Origin of the sequence: Pseudomonas sp. T8 (genome assembly GCF_024610635.1) — a bacterium.
GTDB classification, from domain to species: Bacteria; Pseudomonadota; Gammaproteobacteria; order Pseudomonadales; family Pseudomonadaceae; genus Aquipseudomonas; species Aquipseudomonas chlororaphis_I.
Genome location: NZ_CP102374.1, coordinates 3,181,310 through 3,199,490, shown reverse-complemented (window position 1 = coordinate 3,199,490; position 18,181 = coordinate 3,181,310). Strand labels below are relative to the sequence as shown.

General features: G+C 64.2%; 20 protein-coding genes. 11 read left to right on the top strand and 9 right to left on the bottom strand.

Annotated elements, in window-relative coordinates:
- Positions 1 to 156: 156 nt before the first annotated feature.
- The 6 genes from NRG23_RS14395 to NRG23_RS14370 form a co-directional block, all read right to left on the bottom strand.
- Complete coding sequence (locus tag NRG23_RS14395; protein WP_009047020.1) at positions 157 to 495, bottom strand: HopJ type III effector protein; 339 nt, start codon at positions 493 to 495, stop codon at positions 157 to 159.
- The gene (locus NRG23_RS14390; RefSeq protein ID WP_009047021.1) at positions 488 to 784 is read right to left on the bottom strand and encodes a DUF1244 domain-containing protein; all 297 of its coding nucleotides are present in this window, start codon (positions 782 to 784) and stop codon (positions 488 to 490) included. The genes NRG23_RS14395 and NRG23_RS14390 overlap by 8 nt, the downstream gene beginning before the upstream one ends.
- 37 nt (positions 785 to 821) lie before the next feature.
- Positions 822 to 1,193, bottom strand: a complete 372-nt coding sequence (folX, locus tag NRG23_RS14385) for a dihydroneopterin triphosphate 2'-epimerase (protein WP_007929829.1) — start codon at positions 1,191 to 1,193, stop codon at positions 822 to 824.
- A gap of 2 nt (positions 1,194 to 1,195) precedes the next feature.
- Positions 1,196 to 1,756, bottom strand: coding sequence for a GTP cyclohydrolase I FolE (folE, locus tag NRG23_RS14380; RefSeq protein ID WP_009047022.1), 561 nt, complete (start codon positions 1,754 to 1,756; stop codon positions 1,196 to 1,198).
- 21 nt (positions 1,757 to 1,777) lie between these two features.
- Positions 1,778 to 2,488 carry a dihydromonapterin reductase gene (folM, locus tag NRG23_RS14375; protein WP_028681671.1) on the bottom strand — a complete coding sequence of 237 codons (711 nt, stop codon included), beginning with the start codon at positions 2,486 to 2,488 and terminating at the stop codon, positions 1,778 to 1,780.
- Between the two features lie 162 nt (positions 2,489 to 2,650).
- Positions 2,651 to 3,223, bottom strand: coding sequence for an antibiotic biosynthesis monooxygenase (locus NRG23_RS14370; RefSeq protein WP_124301150.1), 573 nt, complete (start codon positions 3,221 to 3,223; stop codon positions 2,651 to 2,653).
- A 213-nt stretch (positions 3,224 to 3,436) separates the two neighbouring features.
- Between NRG23_RS14370 and NRG23_RS14365 the strand changes: the two genes are divergently transcribed.
- Positions 3,437 to 4,396 (top strand): MerR family transcriptional regulator, encoded by a 960-nt coding sequence (locus NRG23_RS14365; RefSeq protein ID WP_009047025.1) that lies wholly within the window; start codon positions 3,437 to 3,439, stop codon positions 4,394 to 4,396.
- Between the two features lie 30 nt (positions 4,397 to 4,426).
- Here the strand turns inward: NRG23_RS14365 and NRG23_RS14360 are convergent, their stop codons facing one another.
- Both NRG23_RS14360 and NRG23_RS14355 read right to left on the bottom strand, forming a co-directional pair.
- Entirely contained in the window at positions 4,427 to 5,032 is a 606-nt protein-coding gene (locus NRG23_RS14360) for a hypothetical protein (protein WP_028681672.1), read from the bottom strand.
- A gap of 55 nt (positions 5,033 to 5,087) precedes the next feature.
- Entirely contained in the window at positions 5,088 to 5,561 is a 474-nt protein-coding gene (locus NRG23_RS14355) for a PAS domain-containing protein (protein ID WP_053268226.1), read from the bottom strand.
- A 155-nt stretch (positions 5,562 to 5,716) separates the two neighbouring features.
- On the opposite strand from NRG23_RS14355, the gene NRG23_RS14350 reads away from it, so the two are divergent.
- The gene (locus NRG23_RS14350; protein ID WP_038582045.1) at positions 5,717 to 6,172 is read left to right on the top strand and encodes a flavodoxin; all 456 of its coding nucleotides are present in this window, start codon (positions 5,717 to 5,719) and stop codon (positions 6,170 to 6,172) included.
- On the opposite strand, the gene NRG23_RS14345 is transcribed toward NRG23_RS14350, so the two are convergent.
- On the bottom strand, positions 6,153 to 7,049 hold the full coding sequence (locus NRG23_RS14345; RefSeq protein WP_257374875.1) for a LysR family transcriptional regulator: 897 nt from the start codon (positions 7,047 to 7,049) through the stop codon (positions 6,153 to 6,155). The genes NRG23_RS14350 and NRG23_RS14345 overlap by 20 nt on opposite strands.
- Before the next feature lie 110 nt (positions 7,050 to 7,159).
- Here NRG23_RS14345 and NRG23_RS14340 point away from each other — a divergent pair, with 110 nt between their 5' ends.
- From NRG23_RS14340 to NRG23_RS14300, 9 genes are all read left to right on the top strand, one after another.
- A complete protein-coding gene (locus NRG23_RS14340; RefSeq protein WP_016701724.1) occupies positions 7,160 to 7,546 on the top strand; it encodes a CidA/LrgA family protein in 387 nt (128 codons plus the stop codon).
- A complete protein-coding gene (locus NRG23_RS14335) occupies positions 7,536 to 8,222 on the top strand; it encodes an LrgB family protein (protein WP_016701725.1) in 687 nt (228 codons plus the stop codon). The genes NRG23_RS14340 and NRG23_RS14335 overlap by 11 nt, the downstream gene beginning before the upstream one ends.
- A gap of 154 nt (positions 8,223 to 8,376) precedes the next feature.
- Positions 8,377 to 9,159 carry a class II aldolase/adducin family protein gene (locus NRG23_RS14330; protein WP_016701726.1) on the top strand — a complete coding sequence of 261 codons (783 nt, stop codon included), beginning with the start codon at positions 8,377 to 8,379 and terminating at the stop codon, positions 9,157 to 9,159.
- Positions 9,159 to 10,061, top strand: a complete 903-nt coding sequence (locus NRG23_RS14325) for an alpha/beta fold hydrolase (protein WP_110175437.1) — start codon at positions 9,159 to 9,161, stop codon at positions 10,059 to 10,061. The genes NRG23_RS14330 and NRG23_RS14325 overlap by 1 nt, the downstream gene beginning before the upstream one ends.
- 212 nt (positions 10,062 to 10,273) lie before the next feature.
- On the top strand, positions 10,274 to 11,185 hold the full coding sequence (locus tag NRG23_RS14320; RefSeq protein ID WP_016701727.1) for an SDR family oxidoreductase: 912 nt from the start codon (positions 10,274 to 10,276) through the stop codon (positions 11,183 to 11,185).
- A 105-nt stretch (positions 11,186 to 11,290) separates the two neighbouring features.
- Positions 11,291 to 11,647: a hypothetical protein gene (locus NRG23_RS14315; protein ID WP_009047035.1), complete on the top strand. Its 357-nt coding sequence runs from the start codon at positions 11,291 to 11,293 to the stop codon at positions 11,645 to 11,647.
- 588 nt (positions 11,648 to 12,235) lie between these two features.
- Positions 12,236 to 14,029, top strand: coding sequence for a DUF1302 domain-containing protein (locus NRG23_RS14310; RefSeq protein WP_009047036.1), 1,794 nt, complete (start codon positions 12,236 to 12,238; stop codon positions 14,027 to 14,029).
- Positions 14,030 to 14,052: 23 nt separating this feature from the next.
- Complete coding sequence (locus NRG23_RS14305; RefSeq protein WP_016701729.1) at positions 14,053 to 15,420, top strand: DUF1329 domain-containing protein; 1,368 nt, start codon at positions 14,053 to 14,055, stop codon at positions 15,418 to 15,420.
- A 149-nt stretch (positions 15,421 to 15,569) separates the two neighbouring features.
- Complete coding sequence (locus NRG23_RS14300) at positions 15,570 to 18,113, top strand: LuxR C-terminal-related transcriptional regulator (protein WP_257374872.1); 2,544 nt, start codon at positions 15,570 to 15,572, stop codon at positions 18,111 to 18,113.
- Positions 18,114 to 18,181 lie beyond the last annotated feature (68 nt).

The following is an 18,181-nucleotide window of genomic DNA, read 5'->3' as shown; positions in this document are numbered from 1 at the left end:
TTGAAATGAAAAAACCGGCCCAGGCCGGTTTTTTTGTATCTGTTGCTTCTATAGGAGCGAGCGGGCGGCGATCCGACTTGCCCGCGATCCAGACAACGCGGTGCTTCAGATAGACCGCATGGTGATCATCGCGGGCAAGCCTCGCTCCTACAGAGATCAGCGGCGCTTGAGTGGCTGCTGCGCGAACTTCACACCCGCCAGGCCATGGGCGATCAGCGCGCGGATATTGCCGTGGTCGCTGCCTTCAGGGGTGGCCAGCACCGAGCGGTAATGCTCGCCGAACGCCAGCAGCGCTTCTTCGTCGCTCAAGCCTTCCAGCAGGGCCAGGCCCAGGGTCTTGCACGAACCTTCGTTCTGCCCGGCGGCGTTCTCCACGCCGCCGTTGTCGAAGGCCTGTGGCTGGTAGTCGTAGCCAGCGGCGATAAAGGCCAGGGTGTCGGCGAAGACGTGCTCGCCGCTCTTGAGGCTGGCGCGCAGGGTGTTCAGGTCAGTCATGGGGTTTTCCTTTGGCGAACGCCGCTTGCTGCTCGGCGCTGGCTTCTTTCTGGTAGAGAGTCTTCCACTCGGCGTAGGGCATGCCATACACCACTTCACGGGCGTCATCGAGGCTGACCTCGATCTGGCGCTCGTCGGCCTCGGCCTTGTACCACTTGGACAGGCAGTTGCGGCAGAAGCCGGCGAGGTTCATCAGGTCGATGTTCTGCACGTCCTTGCGGCTGTCCAGGTGCGCGACCAGGCGGCGGAAGGCGGCGGCTTCGAGTTCCAGGCGTTGTTGCTCGGTCATGTTCGGCTCTGTGCGATCAAATGTGGCGCGGATGATATCAGCGGCTGGCCGCGAGGGTGATCGACACCGACTCGGCGAAACGCAGGGCGTGGGGTTTGTCGACCTCGACCTCGGCGTACAGCACCGATTCGTTGGCCATGATCAGATCGAGGATCTCCTGGGTCAGGCGCTCGAGCAGGGCAAAGCGGTTGCCCTCCACGTGGGCGATGATCGCCTTGGTGATGGTGCGGTAGTTCAGCGCATGGTCGATGTCGTTGTCGCGCACGGCTTCCTGCGCGGCATACAGGATGGTCAGGTTGATCAGCACATCCTGCTTGTTGAGGATCTCGTCCTCGTTGATTCCGATGAAGGTCCGCAGGCACAGGTCCTTGACCCGGATGCGAGCCATTCCTGGCTGAAGTTGTGGCATTGCTACTTGCTCCGTCCGATCAATTGCAGGAATTCCTGGCGCGTGGTGCTCGACTCGCGAAAGACGCCGAGCATCACCGAGGTGTGCATGGTCGAGTTCTGCTTCTCGACGCCGCGCATCATCATGCACATGTGCTGGGCTTCGATGACCACCGCGACGCCGGCGGCCTGGGTCACCCGCTGCACCGCGTCGGCGATTTCCCGCGTGAGGTTTTCCTGGATCTGCAGGCGGCGGGCGAACATGTCGACGATCCGGGCGATCTTCGACAGGCCCAGCACCTTGCCGGTGGGAATATAAGCCACATGGGCCTTGCCGATGAAGGGCAGCAGGTGATGTTCGCACAGCGAATAGAGCTCGATGTCGGCGACTATGACCATTTCATCGTTGTCGGAGGCGAACAGCGCGCCATTGACCACCTCGTCCACCGACTGGCTGTAGCCATGACACAGGTACTGCATGGCCTTGGCCGCGCGTTGCGGGGTGTCGAGCAGACCTTCGCGCTCGGGGTCTTCGCCGAGATCCTTGAGGATCTCGCGGTAATGCTGGGGCAGGGAAAGCGTCATGTAACGTCCTCGCGGGAAGCCTTACTTGAGGTGCCGCCCGCCGTTGACGGTCAGGGTAGTGCCGGTGACATAAGGGTTGTCGAGCAGATAACGCAGGCTCTGGTAGATCACTTCGCAACCGGGCTCGATGCCCAGGGCGGACTTGGCCAGGGCCTTGGCGCGGTAGGCCGCGTCGTCGTCGGGATTGAACATTAACAGAGCCGGGGCGATGCCGTTGACCTTGATCGTCGGGGCATATTTCGCCGCGAAGGACAGGGTCAGGCTGTCGAGGCCGGCCTTGGTGGCGCAATAGGCGATGTGCTTGCTGCTGCCGCGGCGGGTGACGTCGTCGCCGATGTGCACGATGTCGGCGGGGCTTGCGCGTCGCAGCAGGTCGGCGCAATGCAGATTGATCAGGTAGGGCGCGAGCATGTGCACGCTGAACATGTCGACGAAGGCCGCGCTTTCCTGGCCAGGTGTTTCCTCCAGCCATTGCGAGGCGTTGTGCACGATCGCCCGCAGGCTGTCGGTGTGCTCGTGCAATTGGCTGATGAAGGCCTGGATCCCGGCTTCGCTGGAGAAGTCGGCGAACAGGGCCATCGCGCCACGCTCGCGCAAGGCCTGCACGCCCGGGCGCTCGGTGCGGTAGCTGATGATCACCCGATGACCGTCTTCCAGCAGGCGCAACGCGCAATGCAGGCCGACACGCTGGCCGGCGCCGGTGATCAGGATCGGGGCAGGGGAAGTAGTCATGAACGGCTCGCGTCGCAGGTAGAGCAAAACTATACCAGCGCCGGGCGGGGTTCGCCCAAGCCGCTGCAGGAGCGAGCGGACGGCGATTCGACTTGCCCGCGATGATGGCGCCGCGGTCTGTCTGGCAGACCGCGTTATCGCTCATCGCCGGCGAGTCGGCTGCTACAGGTGGCTCTGTGGGGAAGGGGTTGTCGGCAGCGGACGGGCCGGCGTGCTGTTCAACCACCCGGACAACAGGCGGGTGGACAGCGGAATGAACCAGTAGACCATCAGCGGCGTCAGGGCCAGGGTGCTGACGAGCACCCGCGGCACCAGGCTGAGTTCACCCAGCAGCGGGTTGAGGATGAAGTTGAAGATCAGCGACACCGGGAAGAAGGCCAGCCAGATGGCCACCGCCTGCTTCCAGCGGGGTGGACGCTGGCCGGCCGCGCCGAACCAGCCGTCTATGCCGCTGACCCGCTGTTCATGGGGATGGGCGAACAGGTCGCTGCCGCGGGCCAGCCAGGCCGTGCGCGAGGCGGAGTGTTCCCAGACGTGCAGGGTCTGCTCGTCGGCGAAGCGGAAGATGATCTGGAATTCGTCATCGTCGGGCGGCGGGGCGAGCACGCCGGAGCCGAGATAACCGGGGAAGTCGGTGGCCAATTGTTCGCCTTCGCGCAGCCAGGCGATCAGGTCCTGGTAACGGCCATCGGCGACACGCCGGGCGACCATCAGGGTGACGGGTGAGGTAGACATTATGTATCTCCGTAAAACCAATGCGTTGCCTGGGTAAGGCAGTACGCCGGACGCAGCTGCGGGGTATTGGGCTGCGTCTTGGAAGCAAGCAAGGATTATTCCTGATTGTGACAAATACACCAGAGGCAGCGGTCGCTTTGCCCTGTGTTGAAGAACTGTCACCGATGGGGAGTAGAATGGCCGTCACTTTATCCATCGGTGTTTTCTGCCCAGATGCCCGTCATTACTGAACTTGCCCGCCCGACACAGCCCCTCGACCAGCCCTCGCAGGACGATCTGTTTCCGATCCGGGAAGTTTCACGGCTCACGGGGATCAACCCGGTGACCCTGCGGGCCTGGGAGCGTCGTTATGGCTTGATCCAGCCGACACGCACCGAAAGTGGGCATCGTCTGTATTCGATGCACGATGTCGAGACCGTCCGCGAGATCCTCGGCTGGATCGATCGTGGTGTCGCGGTCAGCAAGGTCGGCAAGATCCTCGCCAAGACCCGGGCCGCCCGCGAGGCGCCACAGGCCATGCCGGGCGACAGCGAATCGGGCGATTACCTGCAGTGGCAGGGGCAGCTCAAGCGGGCGGTTGGCGAATTCGACGAGCCGTACCTGGAGCGGCTGTACGGCCAGATCTTCTCCAGCTATTCGCTGTCGGTGGTGTTCCAGGACATTCTCATGCCGTTCTGGCGGCAGCTGGCGCAGCACCAGGAACCTTACGGCCACACCAGCGAATGGCTGTTCTTCGATCAATTCCTGCGTTCGCGGATCTCCCAGCGCCTGCTGTTGCAGCGCGGCAGCCAGCCGCGCCCGGTGCTGCTGGCGGCGCTTGCCGGGCAATGCCGGGAGCTGGAGTTGCTGGTGGCGGCGCTGATGCTTGGCAGTGCTGAAGTGGAAGTGCGGGTGCTGGCGCTGGGGCAGCCGTTCGATGAGCTGACCCTGGTCTGCGAGAAGATCAAACCCCAGGCACTGGTGCTGTTTTCCAATCACGCCCCGGCGCCAGAGCTGCCTCGACGCTTGAACCGCCTGGCGCTGACCCTGGAGTGTCCGCTGATGCTGGCGGGAGATGTCGCCGAGTTGGCCCAGGACAGCCTGAGCGCTTCGCCGGTGGGCTGCCTGGGGAGTGACGGACGTTTGATGATGCAGCGCCTGCGGCAGTTTCTCAGCGGCACGCTCGATACCTGAGTTCATACCCAGGCAGAGAAACGCGCGACTTCAGACGTGCAGGTTGGGGTGTGCCAGGCGGTGCTGCTGCAGGATGAACTGGCGCAGGCGCTCGGTTTCATCCTTGTCGCTCTGGTTCAACCGATAGGCATAGAAGCCTGCCTCGGTCTGGCGTTCGAGGCGGCCGCGCAGGGCGATGCGCTCGTAGCCCGACGGGCTGAACCACTGGGCGAACTGCTTCGGCGCTTTGGCCCGGTTGCGGATCTCCAGCAACACGCTGTTGAACGACACCTCATGCACCCACAGCGCAGTGGGCTGCCCCTTGGCGTTTTCCAGGGCCACCGGCTCCGCCAGCGTCAGGCGCCATGGGCGGACCCTCGGCCCGTCCTCGAAGATGCTCGGCACGCCCAGGCGCAGATGCAGGGCGTGGAATTCGTCCTCCACCAGATGCAGGGGAAAGGTTATCTGCTGGTTTTCAAAGTGCGCCTGGATGGTCACTTGCTCGTTGGCCGCCAGGCGGGTGAGCAAGTCGCGGATCTGTGAGCCCCCGTTGACCAGCAGGCTCGAGTTCGCATCCCGCACGTTGAGTTGCGGGTTGTGCTGCATGGTCTGAATGAAGTCCAGTTCATCCTGGGTGAGGAGAGCGTCACGGCGCATGATGTTGCTCGAAGGAGAAAGTGACAAAATCATTGGTGATTAAGCGTACTGACAACTAATTCGACATCTTGTTAGCGCCATTCGTCGCCTGGTAATCGGCGAGTTTCGCGCGGGTTTCGGCCAGCTCCTTTTCCACCTGCGCCAGCCGTTGCTGGGCCTTGATCTGGACCGTCACATCTTTCTGCACACCGACAAAATAGGTCAGTTGGTCGCTTTCGTTGAACACCGGGGTGATCGACAGCTCGTTCCAGAAGTGACTGCCGTCCTTGCGGTAGTTGCGCAGTACCTGGCGGCAGGGCTGGCCGCTATCCAGGGCCTGGCGAATCAGCGGGATTCCCGGTTGGTCACGGTCGCCCGACTGGAGAAAGCGGCAGTCCTGATACAGCACCTCGTCGGCGCTGTAGCCGGTGAGGCGTTCGAACGCCGGGTTCACGTAGATGATGATGTTGTCTTCGCCTTCCTGTTCGGCAACGACGATCCCGTCGTTGGAGGCGTTGATCACCAGTTGCAGCAGGTGGGCGTTGATCATCGGGAGCTTCCGCAAGCGATCGGCAAGTGGCGGCAATTCTAAGACATGGCGCGAAGCTGTCCACTGGCCATTATGGGTAAATCGCGCTACAAGGCTGGATTTTATCGCGCAGCTGCTAATATCCCAGCCTTTTACTCAGCTTCAGGATCAGATTGATGAAAGTCGCCATCCTTTCCGGCTCGGTGTACGGCACGGCTGAAGAAGTCGCCCGGCACGCCGCCAAACTCCTCAATGCCGCAGGTTTCGAGGCCTGGCACAACCCGCGCGCGACCCTCGCGGACGTCCAGGCGTTCGGCCCCGAGGCCTTCCTGGCCGTGACCTCGACCACCGGCATGGGCGAGCTGCCGGACAACCTGTTGCCGCTGTATTTGGCCATTCGCGATCAACTGCCGGCGGCCTGGCGCGGTTTGCCCGGCGCGGTGATCGGCCTGGGCGATTCGAGCTATGGCGACACCTTCTGCGGCGGTGGCGAGCAGATGCGCGAGTTGTTCGCCGAACTGGGCGTGCGGGAAGTGCTGGAAATGCTGCGCCTGGACGCCAGCGAAAGCGTGACCCCGGAAACCGACGCCGAGCCTTGGCTGGCCGAGCTGATCAGCGCTCTGCGCGGCTGACCGGACGCTCGCGCAGCAGCGCCAGCCAGGCTTGCGCGGCCTTGGACAGATAGGCGCCCTGACGCCAGATGAAGGCGATGTCCCAACGCAGGTAGTCGGGCGCTTTCAGCGTCAGGCGCACCACGCCGGGCCGGACCAGGCCGCGCGCCACCACGCTGGGCAACAGCACCACGCCTTGCCCGGCGGCCACCAGGGCGGCGAGAAAGTCCGCCTGGCCGCTGCGCCCGCCTTCCTTCGGGGTGAACCCCACCTGCTGACAGGCCTGCAACAGCCGATCGTTGAGCACGAAACTGCGCTGATAAAGCAGGAACGGCGTGTCCGCCAGTTCCTCCAGGCGCACCTGGGCCTTGATCGCCAGCGGATGATCGGCCGGTAGCAAGGCATCCAGCGGTTCGTCGCAGAACGGCTGGTAGGCGAAGGTCGGATCCTTGGGCGTCAGGCTGCCGCCGATCTCCAGTTCGCCGTTGAGCACCGCCTGCTCGATATTCAGGCTGCCGCCTTCCAGCAACTGCACGCTGATGTTCGGGTAGCGTCGGCGGTACTCGGCGAACAGGCCGGCGAACAGTGCGTCGCTGCCCAGCAGGGGCAGGCCCAGGCGCAATTCCCCGCGGGCCAACTGGCTCAGGTCGTCGAGCTCGCAGAGCAGCTCATTGCGCAGGCGCAGCATGCCTTCGGCGCGTTGCAGCACCACGCTGCCGGCGGCAGTGAGGTGAATGTGCGAGCCCTGGCGATCCAGCAATGGCGTGCCCAGGCTCTGCTCCAGCTGGGCGATCTGCTTGCTCACCGCCGACTGGCTGATGTGCAGGGTCTTGGCGGCCTGGGTGAAGCCGCCCTGGTGAATCACTTCGACAAAGCTGCGCAGCTGTTTGAAATCCATGTTTTGGGTCCGTGCTCTGAATTCCATTCTGGAATGGCTTCCAGTCTAACAATTCGCTTCGGTGATGGCAGGCGCTTGCCTAAAATGCAGGCCTGCGAGGACCGAATTCCATGAACGCTTCCACCTTGAAACACCTGGGTCGCCTGTTATCCGAACTGGCGGTGTTGCTGGCTATTTATCTGTTCGGCTGCCAGCTGGCCGGGTGGCTGGCGTGGCCGATTCCTGGCGGGGTGGTCGGGCTGGCCCTGCTGTTGCTGGCGTTCGCCCTGGGCTGGATCAAGCCGGCGGCATTGCAGATGGGCGCGGGCCTGCTGATGGCCGAGATGCTGCTGTTCTTCATTCCGGCGCTGATGAGCCTGCTGGACTACGGCGGCCTGCTGCGCCAGGACGGCTGGCGGATCCTGTTGGTGATTGGCGTCAGTACGCTGATGGTGATGCTGGTCACCGCGTTCACGGTGGAATGGGTGTGCCGCTGGAGAATGCGCCATGACGCTTGAACCCATGCCGATGTTCTGGCTGCTGCTGACACTCGCGGCCTATCTGTTCAGTCGCTGGATCTACCGGCGCACCGGGCGCTACCTGCTGTCGCCGCTGATCCTGGTGCCGGCCCTGTTGCTGGCGATCGCTGTGCCGCTGCACACCGCCTATGCCGAATACTCCGCCAACACCCACTGGCTGATGCTGGTGCTGGGACCGGTCACCGTGGCCTTCGCGGTGCCGATCTGGCAGCAGCGGCAACTGCTGATACGCCATTGGCCGGCATTGCTGCTGGGCATGCTGGCGGGCAGCGCGGCGTCCATCGCCAGCTCTTTCGGACTGGCGCGGGTGCTGGCCCTGGACAGCTCGGTGACTATGTCCCTGGTGCCGCGTTCGATCACCACGCCCTTCGCCATGCCGCTGGCCCATGACCTGGGCGGCGTACCCGAACTGACGGCGGTGTTCGTGATGTTCACCGGAGTGTTCGGCGCCATGCTCGGCGGTGTCCTGCTCAAGTGGCTGCCGCTGCGCAGCGCCCTGGCTCGCGGTGCGTTGTTTGGGGTCGGCGCCCACGGCGCCGGGGTCAGCCGCGCCCATGAAGTCGGCGGTGAAGAGGGCTCGGTGGCGGGGCTGGTGATGGTTCTCACCGGCCTGCTGAACCTGTTCGCCGCCCCTTTATTGGCGTCGTTGCTTTGACGTTTGACCTGTGCCGATTGGAACTAAAATGACCACTGACTCGCTCGGTCAGTAAGCTGGCTGCAAAGGCAACTACCTGAACCCGAGGGGCTGACTAGACTGACTCCACGTCCGAAAAAATAATAAAAAAACTGCCGTCACTGAGGTCCTTGCCGTGAGCCTATCCTCCGTTCCGTCGACATCGAGTGTGAAAGACCAGGTCAGCGCCGCCGAATGGCAGACCCGCGTCGATCTGGCCGCCTGCTATCGCCTGGTGGCGATGCATGGCTGGGACGATCTGATCTTCACCCACATCTCCGCCAAGGTCCCTGGCACCGAAGATTTCCTGATCAACCCGTTCGGCCTGATGTTCCATGAGATCACCGCCTCCAGCCTGGTGAAGGTCGACCAGGCCGGCAACAAGCTGATGGACAGCCCCTACGAGATCAATCCCGCCGGCTACACCATCCACAGCGCCGTGCACGAAGTGCGGCACGATGTGGCCTGTGTGCTGCACACCCACACCGCGGCCGGGGTCGCGGTGTCCGCGCAGCAGCAGGGGGTGTTGCCCATCAGCCAGCAGTCGCTGTTCGTGCTGTCGAGCCTGGCCTATCACGCCTATGAAGGCGTGGCCCTGAACCACGAGGAAAAGGCCCGGCTGCAGGCCGACCTCGGCGACAGCAATTTCCTCATGCTGCACAACCACGGTCTGCTGACCTGTGGTGGCACCATCGCCGACACCTTTCTGATGATGTTCACCTTCCAGCGCGCCTGCGAGATCCAGGTGCTGGCGCAGAACGGTGCGGCGCAACTGATCGCCATCGAGCCGCAGATTCTGGCCGGGGCCAAGGCGATGATCGCCGGGGTCACCAAAAGCGCTCAAGGCATGGGCGGCGCGCTGGCATGGCCGGCACTGCTGCGCAAACTCGATAAACACGACGCGGGTTATAAACTCTGATGCCTATGGCCGAGATTCCTCTGTGCGTGTGGCGCAAGCGCGGACATAGTTTCGTGTTTCGCGGCCATGCCATTCGCTACTGGACCGCAGGGCAGGGCGAGCCACTGCTGCTGATCCATGGTTTTCCCACCGCTGCCTGGGACTGGCATTACCTGTGGCAACCCCTGGCCCAGCGCTATCGAGTGATCGCTTGCGACATGCTGGGGTTTGGCGACTCGGCCAAGCCGCGGAACCACGAGTACAGCCTGCTGGAGCAGACGGACCTGCAACAGGCCTTGCTCGAGCACCTGGGGGTCGATACCCCCGTGCACCTGCTGGCCCACGATTATGGCGACAGCGTCGCCCAGGAAATGCTCGCCCGGCACTACGAAGAGCGCTGCGACATTGCCAGCTGTGTGTTCCTCAATGGCGGCCTGTTCCCGGAAACCCATCGTCCGGTGCTGACGCAGAAGCTGCTGCTCAGCCCGCTGGGCTGGATGCTCGGCCGCGTCTTCAGCCGTGAGGGCCTGGCCAAGAGCTTCGCCCAGATCTTCGGCCCGCAGACCCGGCCCAGCGAAAGCGTGCTGGATGACTTCTGGAGCCTGGTGGAGGCCAATAACGGCCCGCGGATCCTGCACAAGCTGATCGGCTACATTCCCGAGCGCCGGGTGCAGCGCGACCGCTGGGTGAGTGCGATGCAGCGCGGCGACGTGCCGCTGCGGGTGATCGACGGCGCGGTGGATCCGATTTCCGGGGCGCACATGGTCGAGCGTTACTGCGAACTGATCCCTGCCCCGGATACCGTGCTGCTGGCCGGTATCGGTCACTACCCGCAGACCGAAGCCCCGGTCCAGGTGCTCAAGCACTATCTGGCCTTTCGCGACAGCCTGGAGTTTCCACCGCGCAAACTGGCCTGTTCCTGAGACACCCGCTGTCCGCAGCTATCGCGATGCTGCGAACTTGGCCTGTGCACGCCAGGCCCTGATACGCCCCACACCGTCGTTACCCCTCGATCATCCCCCTGCCTTATTGCGCACCATTCAGCTCCAGCCGTGTTTATTGTGACCGCCAGCCGCGTGCCTGAGACTCGAAGTCGTTGTCCGTCTGTTGTCCATCTGGCCTGTGGGAGTTCGGTATGAGTGAGTCTGTACGCTTCGAGAATAAAGTCGTGATCGTCACCGGTGCCGGCGGCGGTCTGGGGCAGGCTCATGCATTGCTGTTCGCCAGGCACGGGGCGAAGGTCCTGGTCAACGACCTGGGTGGCTCGACCCAGGGCGAGGGCGCCAATGCCTCGGCGGCGGACCGGGTAGTGGCGCAGATCCGCGAAGCCGGCGGCATCGCCGAGGCCAACCATGACTCGGTGACCGACGGCGACAAGATCGTACAGAACGCCCTGGATGCCTTCGGCCGCGTGGATGTGGTGGTGAACAACGCCGGCATCCTGCGCGACAAGACCTTCCACAAGATGGAAGACGCCGATTGGGACCTGGTGTACCGCGTCCACGTCGAAGGCGCCTACAAGGTGACCCGCGCCGCCTGGCCGCACATGCGCGAGCAGGGTTATGGCCGGGTGATCTTCACCGCGTCCACGTCCGGCATCTACGGCAACTTCGGCCAGTCCAACTACGGCATGGCCAAGCTCGGCCTCTACGGCCTGACCCGCACCCTGGCCATCGAAGGCCGCAAGAACAACATCCTGGTCAACGCCATCGCACCGACCGGCGGCACGCGGATGACCGAAGGGCTGATCCCGCCGCAGGTGTTCGAGCAACTCAAGCCGGAGCTGGTCAGCCCGCTGGTGGTGTACCTGGGCAGCGAGAACTGCCAGGAGACGTCCGGCCTGTTCGAGGTCGGCGGTGGCTGGATGGGCAAGGTGCGCTGGGAGCGCAGCCTGGGCCTGGGCTTCGATCCGCGCGAAGGTTTCTCCCCGGAAGATGTCGCCGCACACTGGCAGCAGATCTGCGACTTCGAAGGCGCGGTGCACCCCAAGGACAATATCGAAGCCTTGAGAGAGATGATGCAGAACCTGCAGAAATACACGATCTGAAGCAGCCCTCCGGCCGCCCCGTACAGCCGCGGCCCGCGCGGCTGTACGCCTGATGCGTGGGTCACTATGCTCGTCGAACATCGACCGCATAAGGACACGCAGCCCATGTACGAATCCAAGACCCAGCCGCTGTTATCGCGCCTGTTGTTTCTGCGCCGCTTGTTTCTGCACGTCCTGGCCACCCTGGGCCTGATCGGCGTCTCGCTGTTGCTGGGGATTGCCGGGCATCTGTATTTCGAGCCGGGTGTCAGCGGCTACGACGCCCTGTTCAACGCCGCGATGATGCTCGGCGGTATCGGGCCCGCGGCCATGCCCGCCACGGCGGGGGGCAAGCTGTTCTTCGCCAGCTACGGCCTCTATACCAACCTGGTGTTCGTCGCTGCCTTCGGCCTGATCCTGGCGCCGGTGGCCCATCGTCTGTTGCACCGCTTTCACTGCGAACCCGACGAGCCCAAGGGCTGAAATGCCCCCCCTGTAGGAGCGAGCTTGCTCGCGATAGCCGCAAAGCGGCGCTCCATCAGCCACACCGCATCATCGTTGAGGTTCTTCGCGAGCAAGCTCGCTCCTACAGAAAACTGTGGGCATAAAAAAGGCCGCTGCAAGGCAGCGGCCGAAGGAAGACGTTAGATCAAGGAGCAACAAATCAACGTCAGTGAACACCCGGTGAAGATCTGAATATCGTTGCTTCAAACCTTCTGAATCCTCTTGCCACAAGGTGGCGTGATCACACCTCTGGGCGACTCTGCGTGGCTGTTTGCCGTGAGAGCGAGGCCAGAATAAGGGCTGGCCGCTCAATGAAAAATAGCGATTGTGGACAAGGACTGTTACAGCCTGGGCAATAGTAGTGCACGCCGTGCGGACATGCCCTGCAAGTGCGCAATCCATCCACCTGATACCCGTCCATCCAGCCCGTCGATGCACCGCGCAAAGGCCCGGCTGGCGGGAGCATTCATCCTTTCGGGCGACAGCGCGAATACCTCCTTGGTGCGCTTATCGCTCCCGTGCCCCGGCAGTAGGGTGAGGCCTTCTGTCACTCACCGGGGAAGACGCATGACAAAAACAACAATGCGCGCCATCTTCACACCGCGGACGCTGGCCGTCGCGGTGGCCTTGGGGGGCTGCGCCCAGGCGCAGGCCGTTTCATTCAACATCGGGGAGATCGAGGGGCAGTTCGATTCTTCGCTGTCCATTGGCGCCAGCTGGGGCATGCGCGATGCCGACAAGGACCTGGTGGGTGTCTCCAACGGCGGTCGCGGGCAGTCCTCCACCGGCGACGACGGGCGCCTGAACTTCAAGAAGGGCGAGACCTTCTCGAAGATCTTCAAGGGCATCCACGACCTTGAATTGAAGTACGGCGACACCGGCGTCTTCGTCCGGGGCAAATACTGGTACGACTTCGAACTCAAGGACGAAGACCGCGAGTTCAAGCCCATCAGCGACCACAACCGCAAGGAGGGCGCCAAGTCGTCCGGCGGGCAGATCCTCGACGCCTTCATCTATCACAACTATTCCATCGCCGACCTGCCGGGCACTGTGCGCGCCGGCAAGCAGGTGGTCAGCTGGGGCGAGAGCACCTTCATCGGCAACTCGATCAACAGCATCAACCCGATCGACGTGTCCGCTTTCCGTCGTCCTGGCGCGGAGATCAAGGAAGGCCTGATCCCGGTGAACATGCTGTTCGCTTCCCAGGGCCTGACCGACCAGTTGACCGTGGAAGGTTTCTATCAGCTGGAGTGGGACCAGACCGTGGTCGACAACTGCGGCACCTTCTTCGGCAACGACGTGGTGGCGGACGGCTGCACCACGGGATACACCGTCGGCAGCCCGGCGATCCGGCCGCTGCAACCGATTGCCGCGGCGTTCGGCCAGGGCTTCACCGTGGCCCCCGAAGGCGTGGTGATCGGCCGCGCCGGCGACCGCGATGCCCGCGACTCCGGGCAGTGGGGCACCGCTTTGCGCTGGCTGGGCGACGACACCGAGTACGGCCTGTACTTCATGAACTACCACGCCCGCACCCCGACGGTCGGCACCATCACCGCCGGGAGCAGCACCCTGGCGAGCATCCCGGGGATCGTCAGCAGCGCCAACAGGATCGCTCCGGGCACCGGTTCGGCCCTGGCCCAGAGCGTGATGCTCGGTCGCGGCCAGTACTACCTCGAATACCCGGAAGACATCCGCCTGTACGGCGCCAGCTTCTCCACCACGCTGCCCACCGGCACCGCCTGGACCGGCGAGATCAGCTACCGGCCCAACGCCCCGGTGCAGGTCAACACCAACGACCTGACCCTGGCCCTGGTCAACCCGATCGCCGGTGGCCTGGCGTCGCCGGTGCGGACCTCGGCGGGGGCCGACAACACCGGTTACCGGCGCAAGGAAATCACCCAGGTCCAGAGCACCCTGACCCAGTTCTTCGATCAGGTGCTGGGCGCCGACCGCCTGACCCTGGTGGGCGAGGCGGCCATCGTGCATGTCGGTGGCCTGGAGTCGAAAAGCCAGCTGCGCTACGGCCGCGACTCGGTCTACGGCCAGTACGGTTTCGGCGGCGATACCGACGGTTTCGTCACGGCCACGTCCTGGGGTTATCGCGCCCGGGCGATCCTCGACTACAACAACCTGATCGCCGGGATCAACCTCAAGCCCAACCTGTCCTGGTCCCACGACGTCAACGGCTACGGGCCCAACGGCCTGTTCAACGAAGGCGCCAAGGCGGTGAGCCTCGGGGTCGATGCCGACTACCGCAACACCTATACCGCCAGCCTTAGTTACACCGACTTTTTCGGCGGCGACTACAACACCCTCAAAGACCGCGACTTCCTCGCGTTGAGCTTTGGCGTGAACTTCTGACCCGACCCAGGAAGGACAACTTTATGCGCAAGACGATTTTGCAATGCGGTGCCCTGGCCCTGACCCTGCTGGCGGCCAACGTGATGGCGGCGGTCACTCCGCAGGAAGCGGACAAGCTCGGCACCAGCCTGACCCCGCTCGGTGCCCAGAAGGCCGGCAATGCCGACGGCTCGATCCCGGCCTGGACCGGCGGCATCGGCAAGAACGCCGGGGCGGTGGACGCCAAGGGCTTTCTCGCCGACCCGTTCGCCAGCGAGAAGCCGCTGTTCACCATCACCGCGGCCACTGTCGACAAGTACAAGGACAAGCTGTCCGACGGCCAGGTGGCGATGTTCAAGCGCTACCCGCAAACCTACAAGATCCCGGTCTACCCGACTCATCGCACGGTCGGCCTGCCGGCGGACATCTACGAGTCGGCCAAGCGCAGCGCGCTGAACGTCACCTCGATCAACGAAGGCAACGGCCTGGCCAACTTCACCGGCAACCGCTACTACGCCTTCCCGATTCCGAAGAACGGCGTGGAAGTGCTGTGGAACCACACCACCCGTTATCGCGGCGGCAACCTGCGCCGGATCATCACCCAGGCCACGCCACAGACCAACGGCAGCTACACGCCGATCCGCTTCGAGGAAGAAGTGGCGGTGCCGCAGCAGATCCCCGACCTGGACCCGGAAAAAGGCGCCAACGTGCTGACCTTCTTCAAGCAGGCGGTGACCGCTCCGGCGCGCCTGGCCGGTAACGTGCTGCTGGTGCACGAAACCCTCGACCAGGTGAAGGAGCCACGCTTGGCGTGGATCTACAACGCCGGCCAGCGCCGGGTGCGCCGCGCCCCGCAAGTGGCCTACGACGGGCCGGGCACCGCCGCCGACGGCCTGCGCACTTCGGACAACTTCGACATGTTCTCCGGCGCGCCGGACCGCTACGACTGGAAGCTGGTGGGCAAGAAGGAGATGTACATTCCCTACAACAGCTACAAGCTGGATTCGCCGAGCCTCAAGTACGACGACATCATCAAGGCCGGGCATATTAACCAGGACCTGACCCGCTACGAACTGCACCGGGTCTGGGAGGTGATCGGCACGGTCAAGCCGAGCGAGCGGCATATCTACGCCAAGCGCCACATGTACATCGACGAAGACAGCTGGCAGGTGGCGCTGGTGGATCACTACGACGGTCGCGGCCAGCTGTGGCGGGTGGCCGAAGGGCATGCGCAGTTCTATTACAACGCGCAGGTGCCGGCCTACACCCTCGAAGCACTGTACGACATCATCGCCGGGCGCTACATCGCCCTGGGGATGAAGAACGAAGAGAAGCACAGCTTCGAGTTCGGCTTCGCCGCCAAGGCCGCCGACTACACCCCGGCCGCCCTGCGCGCAGCCGGCGTGCGGTAAGGCCCTGGATGCAAACGATGGCAAAAGGCGACCGACCGGTCGCCTTTTTTATGGGCGCGGATCAGCGCGCTGAATACTTCTCAACAAGCACCGGCGACAAGGCTAGGGTGAGGGCACGCAGGCTAAAACTATAAAAAAGGCACGCCGCAATGACCGCCATGACCCCCTGTCCTGGATTCCTGCCCCGTTTGTCCTCCCATCACCTGTCCCGCAGCCGTCTGAGTGCCCCGCTCCTGGCATCGCCGGCGCGGGTGAAACTGCTCTGTGCGCCGGCCGGCAGCGGCAAGACGGCCTTGCTCGCCGAGTGCCTGTTGCAGGCGCCGGCCGCATGCCGGGTGTGCTGGTTGCCCCAGGCCGGGGCGGCGCAGACACCGCTGCAACTGTGCGGCGAGCTGGCGCGGGCGCTGGGCCTGGCCGCGGCGGACGAGGCTGCGGTGCTGGAGCATCTGGCGCAGGTGCAGGCCCCGACCTGGCTGTTCCTCGACGACTACTGCCGGGTCGTCGCGCCGCAGCTGGACCTGCTGCTCGACCGCCTGCTGGCGATCGGCAACCCGGCGCTGACCTGGTGGCTGGGTGGCCGCCGCCGGCCGCAATGCAACTGGCCGCGGCTGCTGCTCGACGACCAGCTCCACGAATGCACGGGGCCCGAGCTGGCATTCACCCAGGAGGACATCGAGCGACTGCTGCAGCAACTGCCGCAACCCTTGTCGATCCATACCGCCAGCCGGATTTTCCAGCGCAGTGCCGGCTGGTGCGCCGGGGTGCGCATCGCCCTGCTCGAAGGCAGCGACCTGGCGGCCGCGCCGTGCCGGCAGGGGCGGCCCAATACCCTGCTGGAATACCTGGAGCACGAACTGTTCAGCGTGTTGCCGGCGGAACTGTCCGAGGTCTGGCATGTGCTGGCGCACCTGCCGCGTTTCAATGCCGCGTTGTGCGAGCACCTGTTCGGCGCCGGGGAGGGGGCTCAGTATCTGCGGGCGTTGCAGGAGCTGGGCTGCTTCATCGAACCCTGGGACCCTGCGCCGGAGTGGCTGCAAGTGTTCGCCCCCCTGGCCCGGCTGATGCGTGACGAGCCCTGGCCGGCGGGACGCTCCTGGCATCGCCGCGCCTGCCAGTGGTTCGCTGCGCAGGAGGACTGGCAGGTGGCGTTCGAGCAGGCGTTGCTGGCGCAGGAATACGAAGTGGCGGTCAGCCTGTTGCAGCACTTCAGTTTCGAGCAGCTGTTCGAGCAGCAGAACGTGGTGTTGCTGTTGCGTCTGCATGAACAGCAGGGCGACGAACTGCTGCTCGGCAGCCCGCAACTGGTGGGGCTGTTGACGGCGGCCTTGCTGTTCGCCGGGCGTTTCGATCAGGCGCAATCCTGCGTGGCGCAGATGGCGCGTTTCGCGCCGCAGCCGACGGCCTCCGGGCAGCGGCAACTGGTGGCGCGCTGGCAGGCGCAGCAAGGGTGGCTGCTGCATCTGCAAGGGTTGATGGAACCGGCGCGGATGCATTTTCTCGAGGCGCTGACCGAACTGCCGGCCCATGCCTGGCCGACCCGCCTGCTGTGCCTTTCGGGCCTGACCCAGCAGGCTTTGCTCAGGGGTGAACTGGAGGTGGCGCAGATGCTCAACCGCGAGGCGCTGTGCCTGGCCCGGGCCCAGCATTCATTGGTGTTCGAAGCGCTGCTGGAGCTGGACCATGCGCAGTTGCTGGAGCAGCGCGGGGCGCCCCACAGGGCGCAGAGCCTACTGGACGAGGTGCAGCGATTATTGAGTCGCCAGGCTTATCGGGTCGGCCCGCTGCTGGGGCGGATCGCCTTGCGTCGCGGGCGCCTGGCCTTGCGTCAGGGCCAGGCGGAACAGGCCGCCGGGCATTTCCAGGACGGGCTCGAGCTCTGCCTGCTCAGTCATGACAAACGCGCCTTGTACGGATTTCTCGGCCAGGCGTTTCTGGCCGCCAACCAGGGCGACTACGCCTATGCCTTTGTACGCCTGCGCGATGCCGAGCGACTGATGCAGCAACGGCAGATTCCCGACACTGTGTACCGCGCCGTGCTGCTGCAGGTCAGCAGTGTGTTCTGGTTGCAGCAGGGGCGGCCGGAACTGGTTCAGGAGGCCTTGAGGCGGGTACTGCGCCACTACCGCGGGCCGCAGGCGCGCCAGGCGCCACCGGCCAGCCTCGAACTGATTCCACGTATCGAATACCTGCTGGTGCTGGCCGAGGTGTACCTGCAGCGCGCCGAGGCCCCCGTGGCAAGTTTGCAGCGCCTGCTCGAACAGGCCCGGCAACGGGGCATGTTGTGCCTGCAGACCGAGTTGCAGCTGGCCCTGGCCGAGGTGGCTTTTTTGCTGGGGGATCGGGCGTTGTCCAGCCATGCCTTGCAGGAGGGGCTGGCGCTCGGTGCGCGCTGCAACCTGCACCAGGCACTGCATGAATTGCGTTTGCGCCAGCCGCGGATGTTTGACGTCCAGCAAGTGGCTGAGCCCGAAGAAGTGCCGCTGCCGACGGCAGGGGAGAGCCCGCTGAGCCAGCGGGAGCTGGAGGTGCTGCAACTGATTGCCCTGGGCAGTTCCAACCAGCAGATCGCCGAGCAGCTGTTCATTTCCCTGCACACGGTGAAAACCCACGCGCGGCGTATTCACAGCAAACTCGGGGTGGAGCGTCGCACTCAGGCAGTGGCCAAGGCCAAGACGTTGGGGTTGATGCTGTAGCCGCTGGCGGAGCCTGCGATCGGTGTGGGCGGTATTCCGATGTAGCCGTCGTAACAGAAGGCTTTGCG

Excerpts from the sequence above, each read along its gene's own strand:
- NRG23_RS14360 (WP_028681672.1), bottom strand. The coding sequence starts at position 5,032 with ATGCGCCGTGACGCTCTCCTCACCCAGGATGAACTGGACTTCATTCAG.
- NRG23_RS14350 (WP_038582045.1), top strand. The coding sequence starts at position 5,717 with ATGAAAGTCGCCATCCTTTCCGGCTCGGTGTACGGCACGGCTGAAGAA.
- folM (WP_028681671.1), bottom strand. The coding sequence starts at position 2,488 with ATGACTACTTCCCCTGCCCCGATCCTGATCACCGGCGCCGGCCAGCGT.
- NRG23_RS14390 (WP_009047021.1), bottom strand. The coding sequence starts at position 784 with ATGACCGAGCAACAACGCCTGGAACTCGAAGCCGCCGCCTTCCGCCGC.
- NRG23_RS14305 (WP_016701729.1), top strand. The coding sequence starts at position 14,053 with ATGCGCAAGACGATTTTGCAATGCGGTGCCCTGGCCCTGACCCTGCTG.
- NRG23_RS14370 (WP_124301150.1), bottom strand. The coding sequence starts at position 3,223 with ATGTCTACCTCACCCGTCACCCTGATGGTCGCCCGGCGTGTCGCCGAT.
- NRG23_RS14340 (WP_016701724.1), top strand. The coding sequence starts at position 7,160 with ATGAACGCTTCCACCTTGAAACACCTGGGTCGCCTGTTATCCGAACTG.
- NRG23_RS14315 (WP_009047035.1), top strand. The coding sequence starts at position 11,291 with ATGTACGAATCCAAGACCCAGCCGCTGTTATCGCGCCTGTTGTTTCTG.
- NRG23_RS14365 (WP_009047025.1), top strand. The coding sequence starts at position 3,437 with ATGCCCGTCATTACTGAACTTGCCCGCCCGACACAGCCCCTCGACCAG.
- folE (WP_009047022.1), bottom strand. The coding sequence starts at position 1,756 with ATGACGCTTTCCCTGCCCCAGCATTACCGCGAGATCCTCAAGGATCTC.
- NRG23_RS14395 (WP_009047020.1), bottom strand. The coding sequence starts at position 495 with ATGACTGACCTGAACACCCTGCGCGCCAGCCTCAAGAGCGGCGAGCAC.
- NRG23_RS14345 (WP_257374875.1), bottom strand. The coding sequence starts at position 7,049 with ATGGATTTCAAACAGCTGCGCAGCTTTGTCGAAGTGATTCACCAGGGC.
- NRG23_RS14355 (WP_053268226.1), bottom strand. The coding sequence starts at position 5,561 with ATGATCAACGCCCACCTGCTGCAACTGGTGATCAACGCCTCCAACGAC.
- NRG23_RS14310 (WP_009047036.1), top strand. The coding sequence starts at position 12,236 with ATGACAAAAACAACAATGCGCGCCATCTTCACACCGCGGACGCTGGCC.
- NRG23_RS14300 (WP_257374872.1), top strand. The coding sequence starts at position 15,570 with ATGACCGCCATGACCCCCTGTCCTGGATTCCTGCCCCGTTTGTCCTCC.
- NRG23_RS14325 (WP_110175437.1), top strand. The coding sequence starts at position 9,159 with ATGCCTATGGCCGAGATTCCTCTGTGCGTGTGGCGCAAGCGCGGACAT.
- folX (WP_007929829.1), bottom strand. The coding sequence starts at position 1,193 with ATGCCACAACTTCAGCCAGGAATGGCTCGCATCCGGGTCAAGGACCTG.
- NRG23_RS14335 (WP_016701725.1), top strand. The coding sequence starts at position 7,536 with ATGACGCTTGAACCCATGCCGATGTTCTGGCTGCTGCTGACACTCGCG.
- NRG23_RS14320 (WP_016701727.1), top strand. The coding sequence starts at position 10,274 with ATGAGTGAGTCTGTACGCTTCGAGAATAAAGTCGTGATCGTCACCGGT.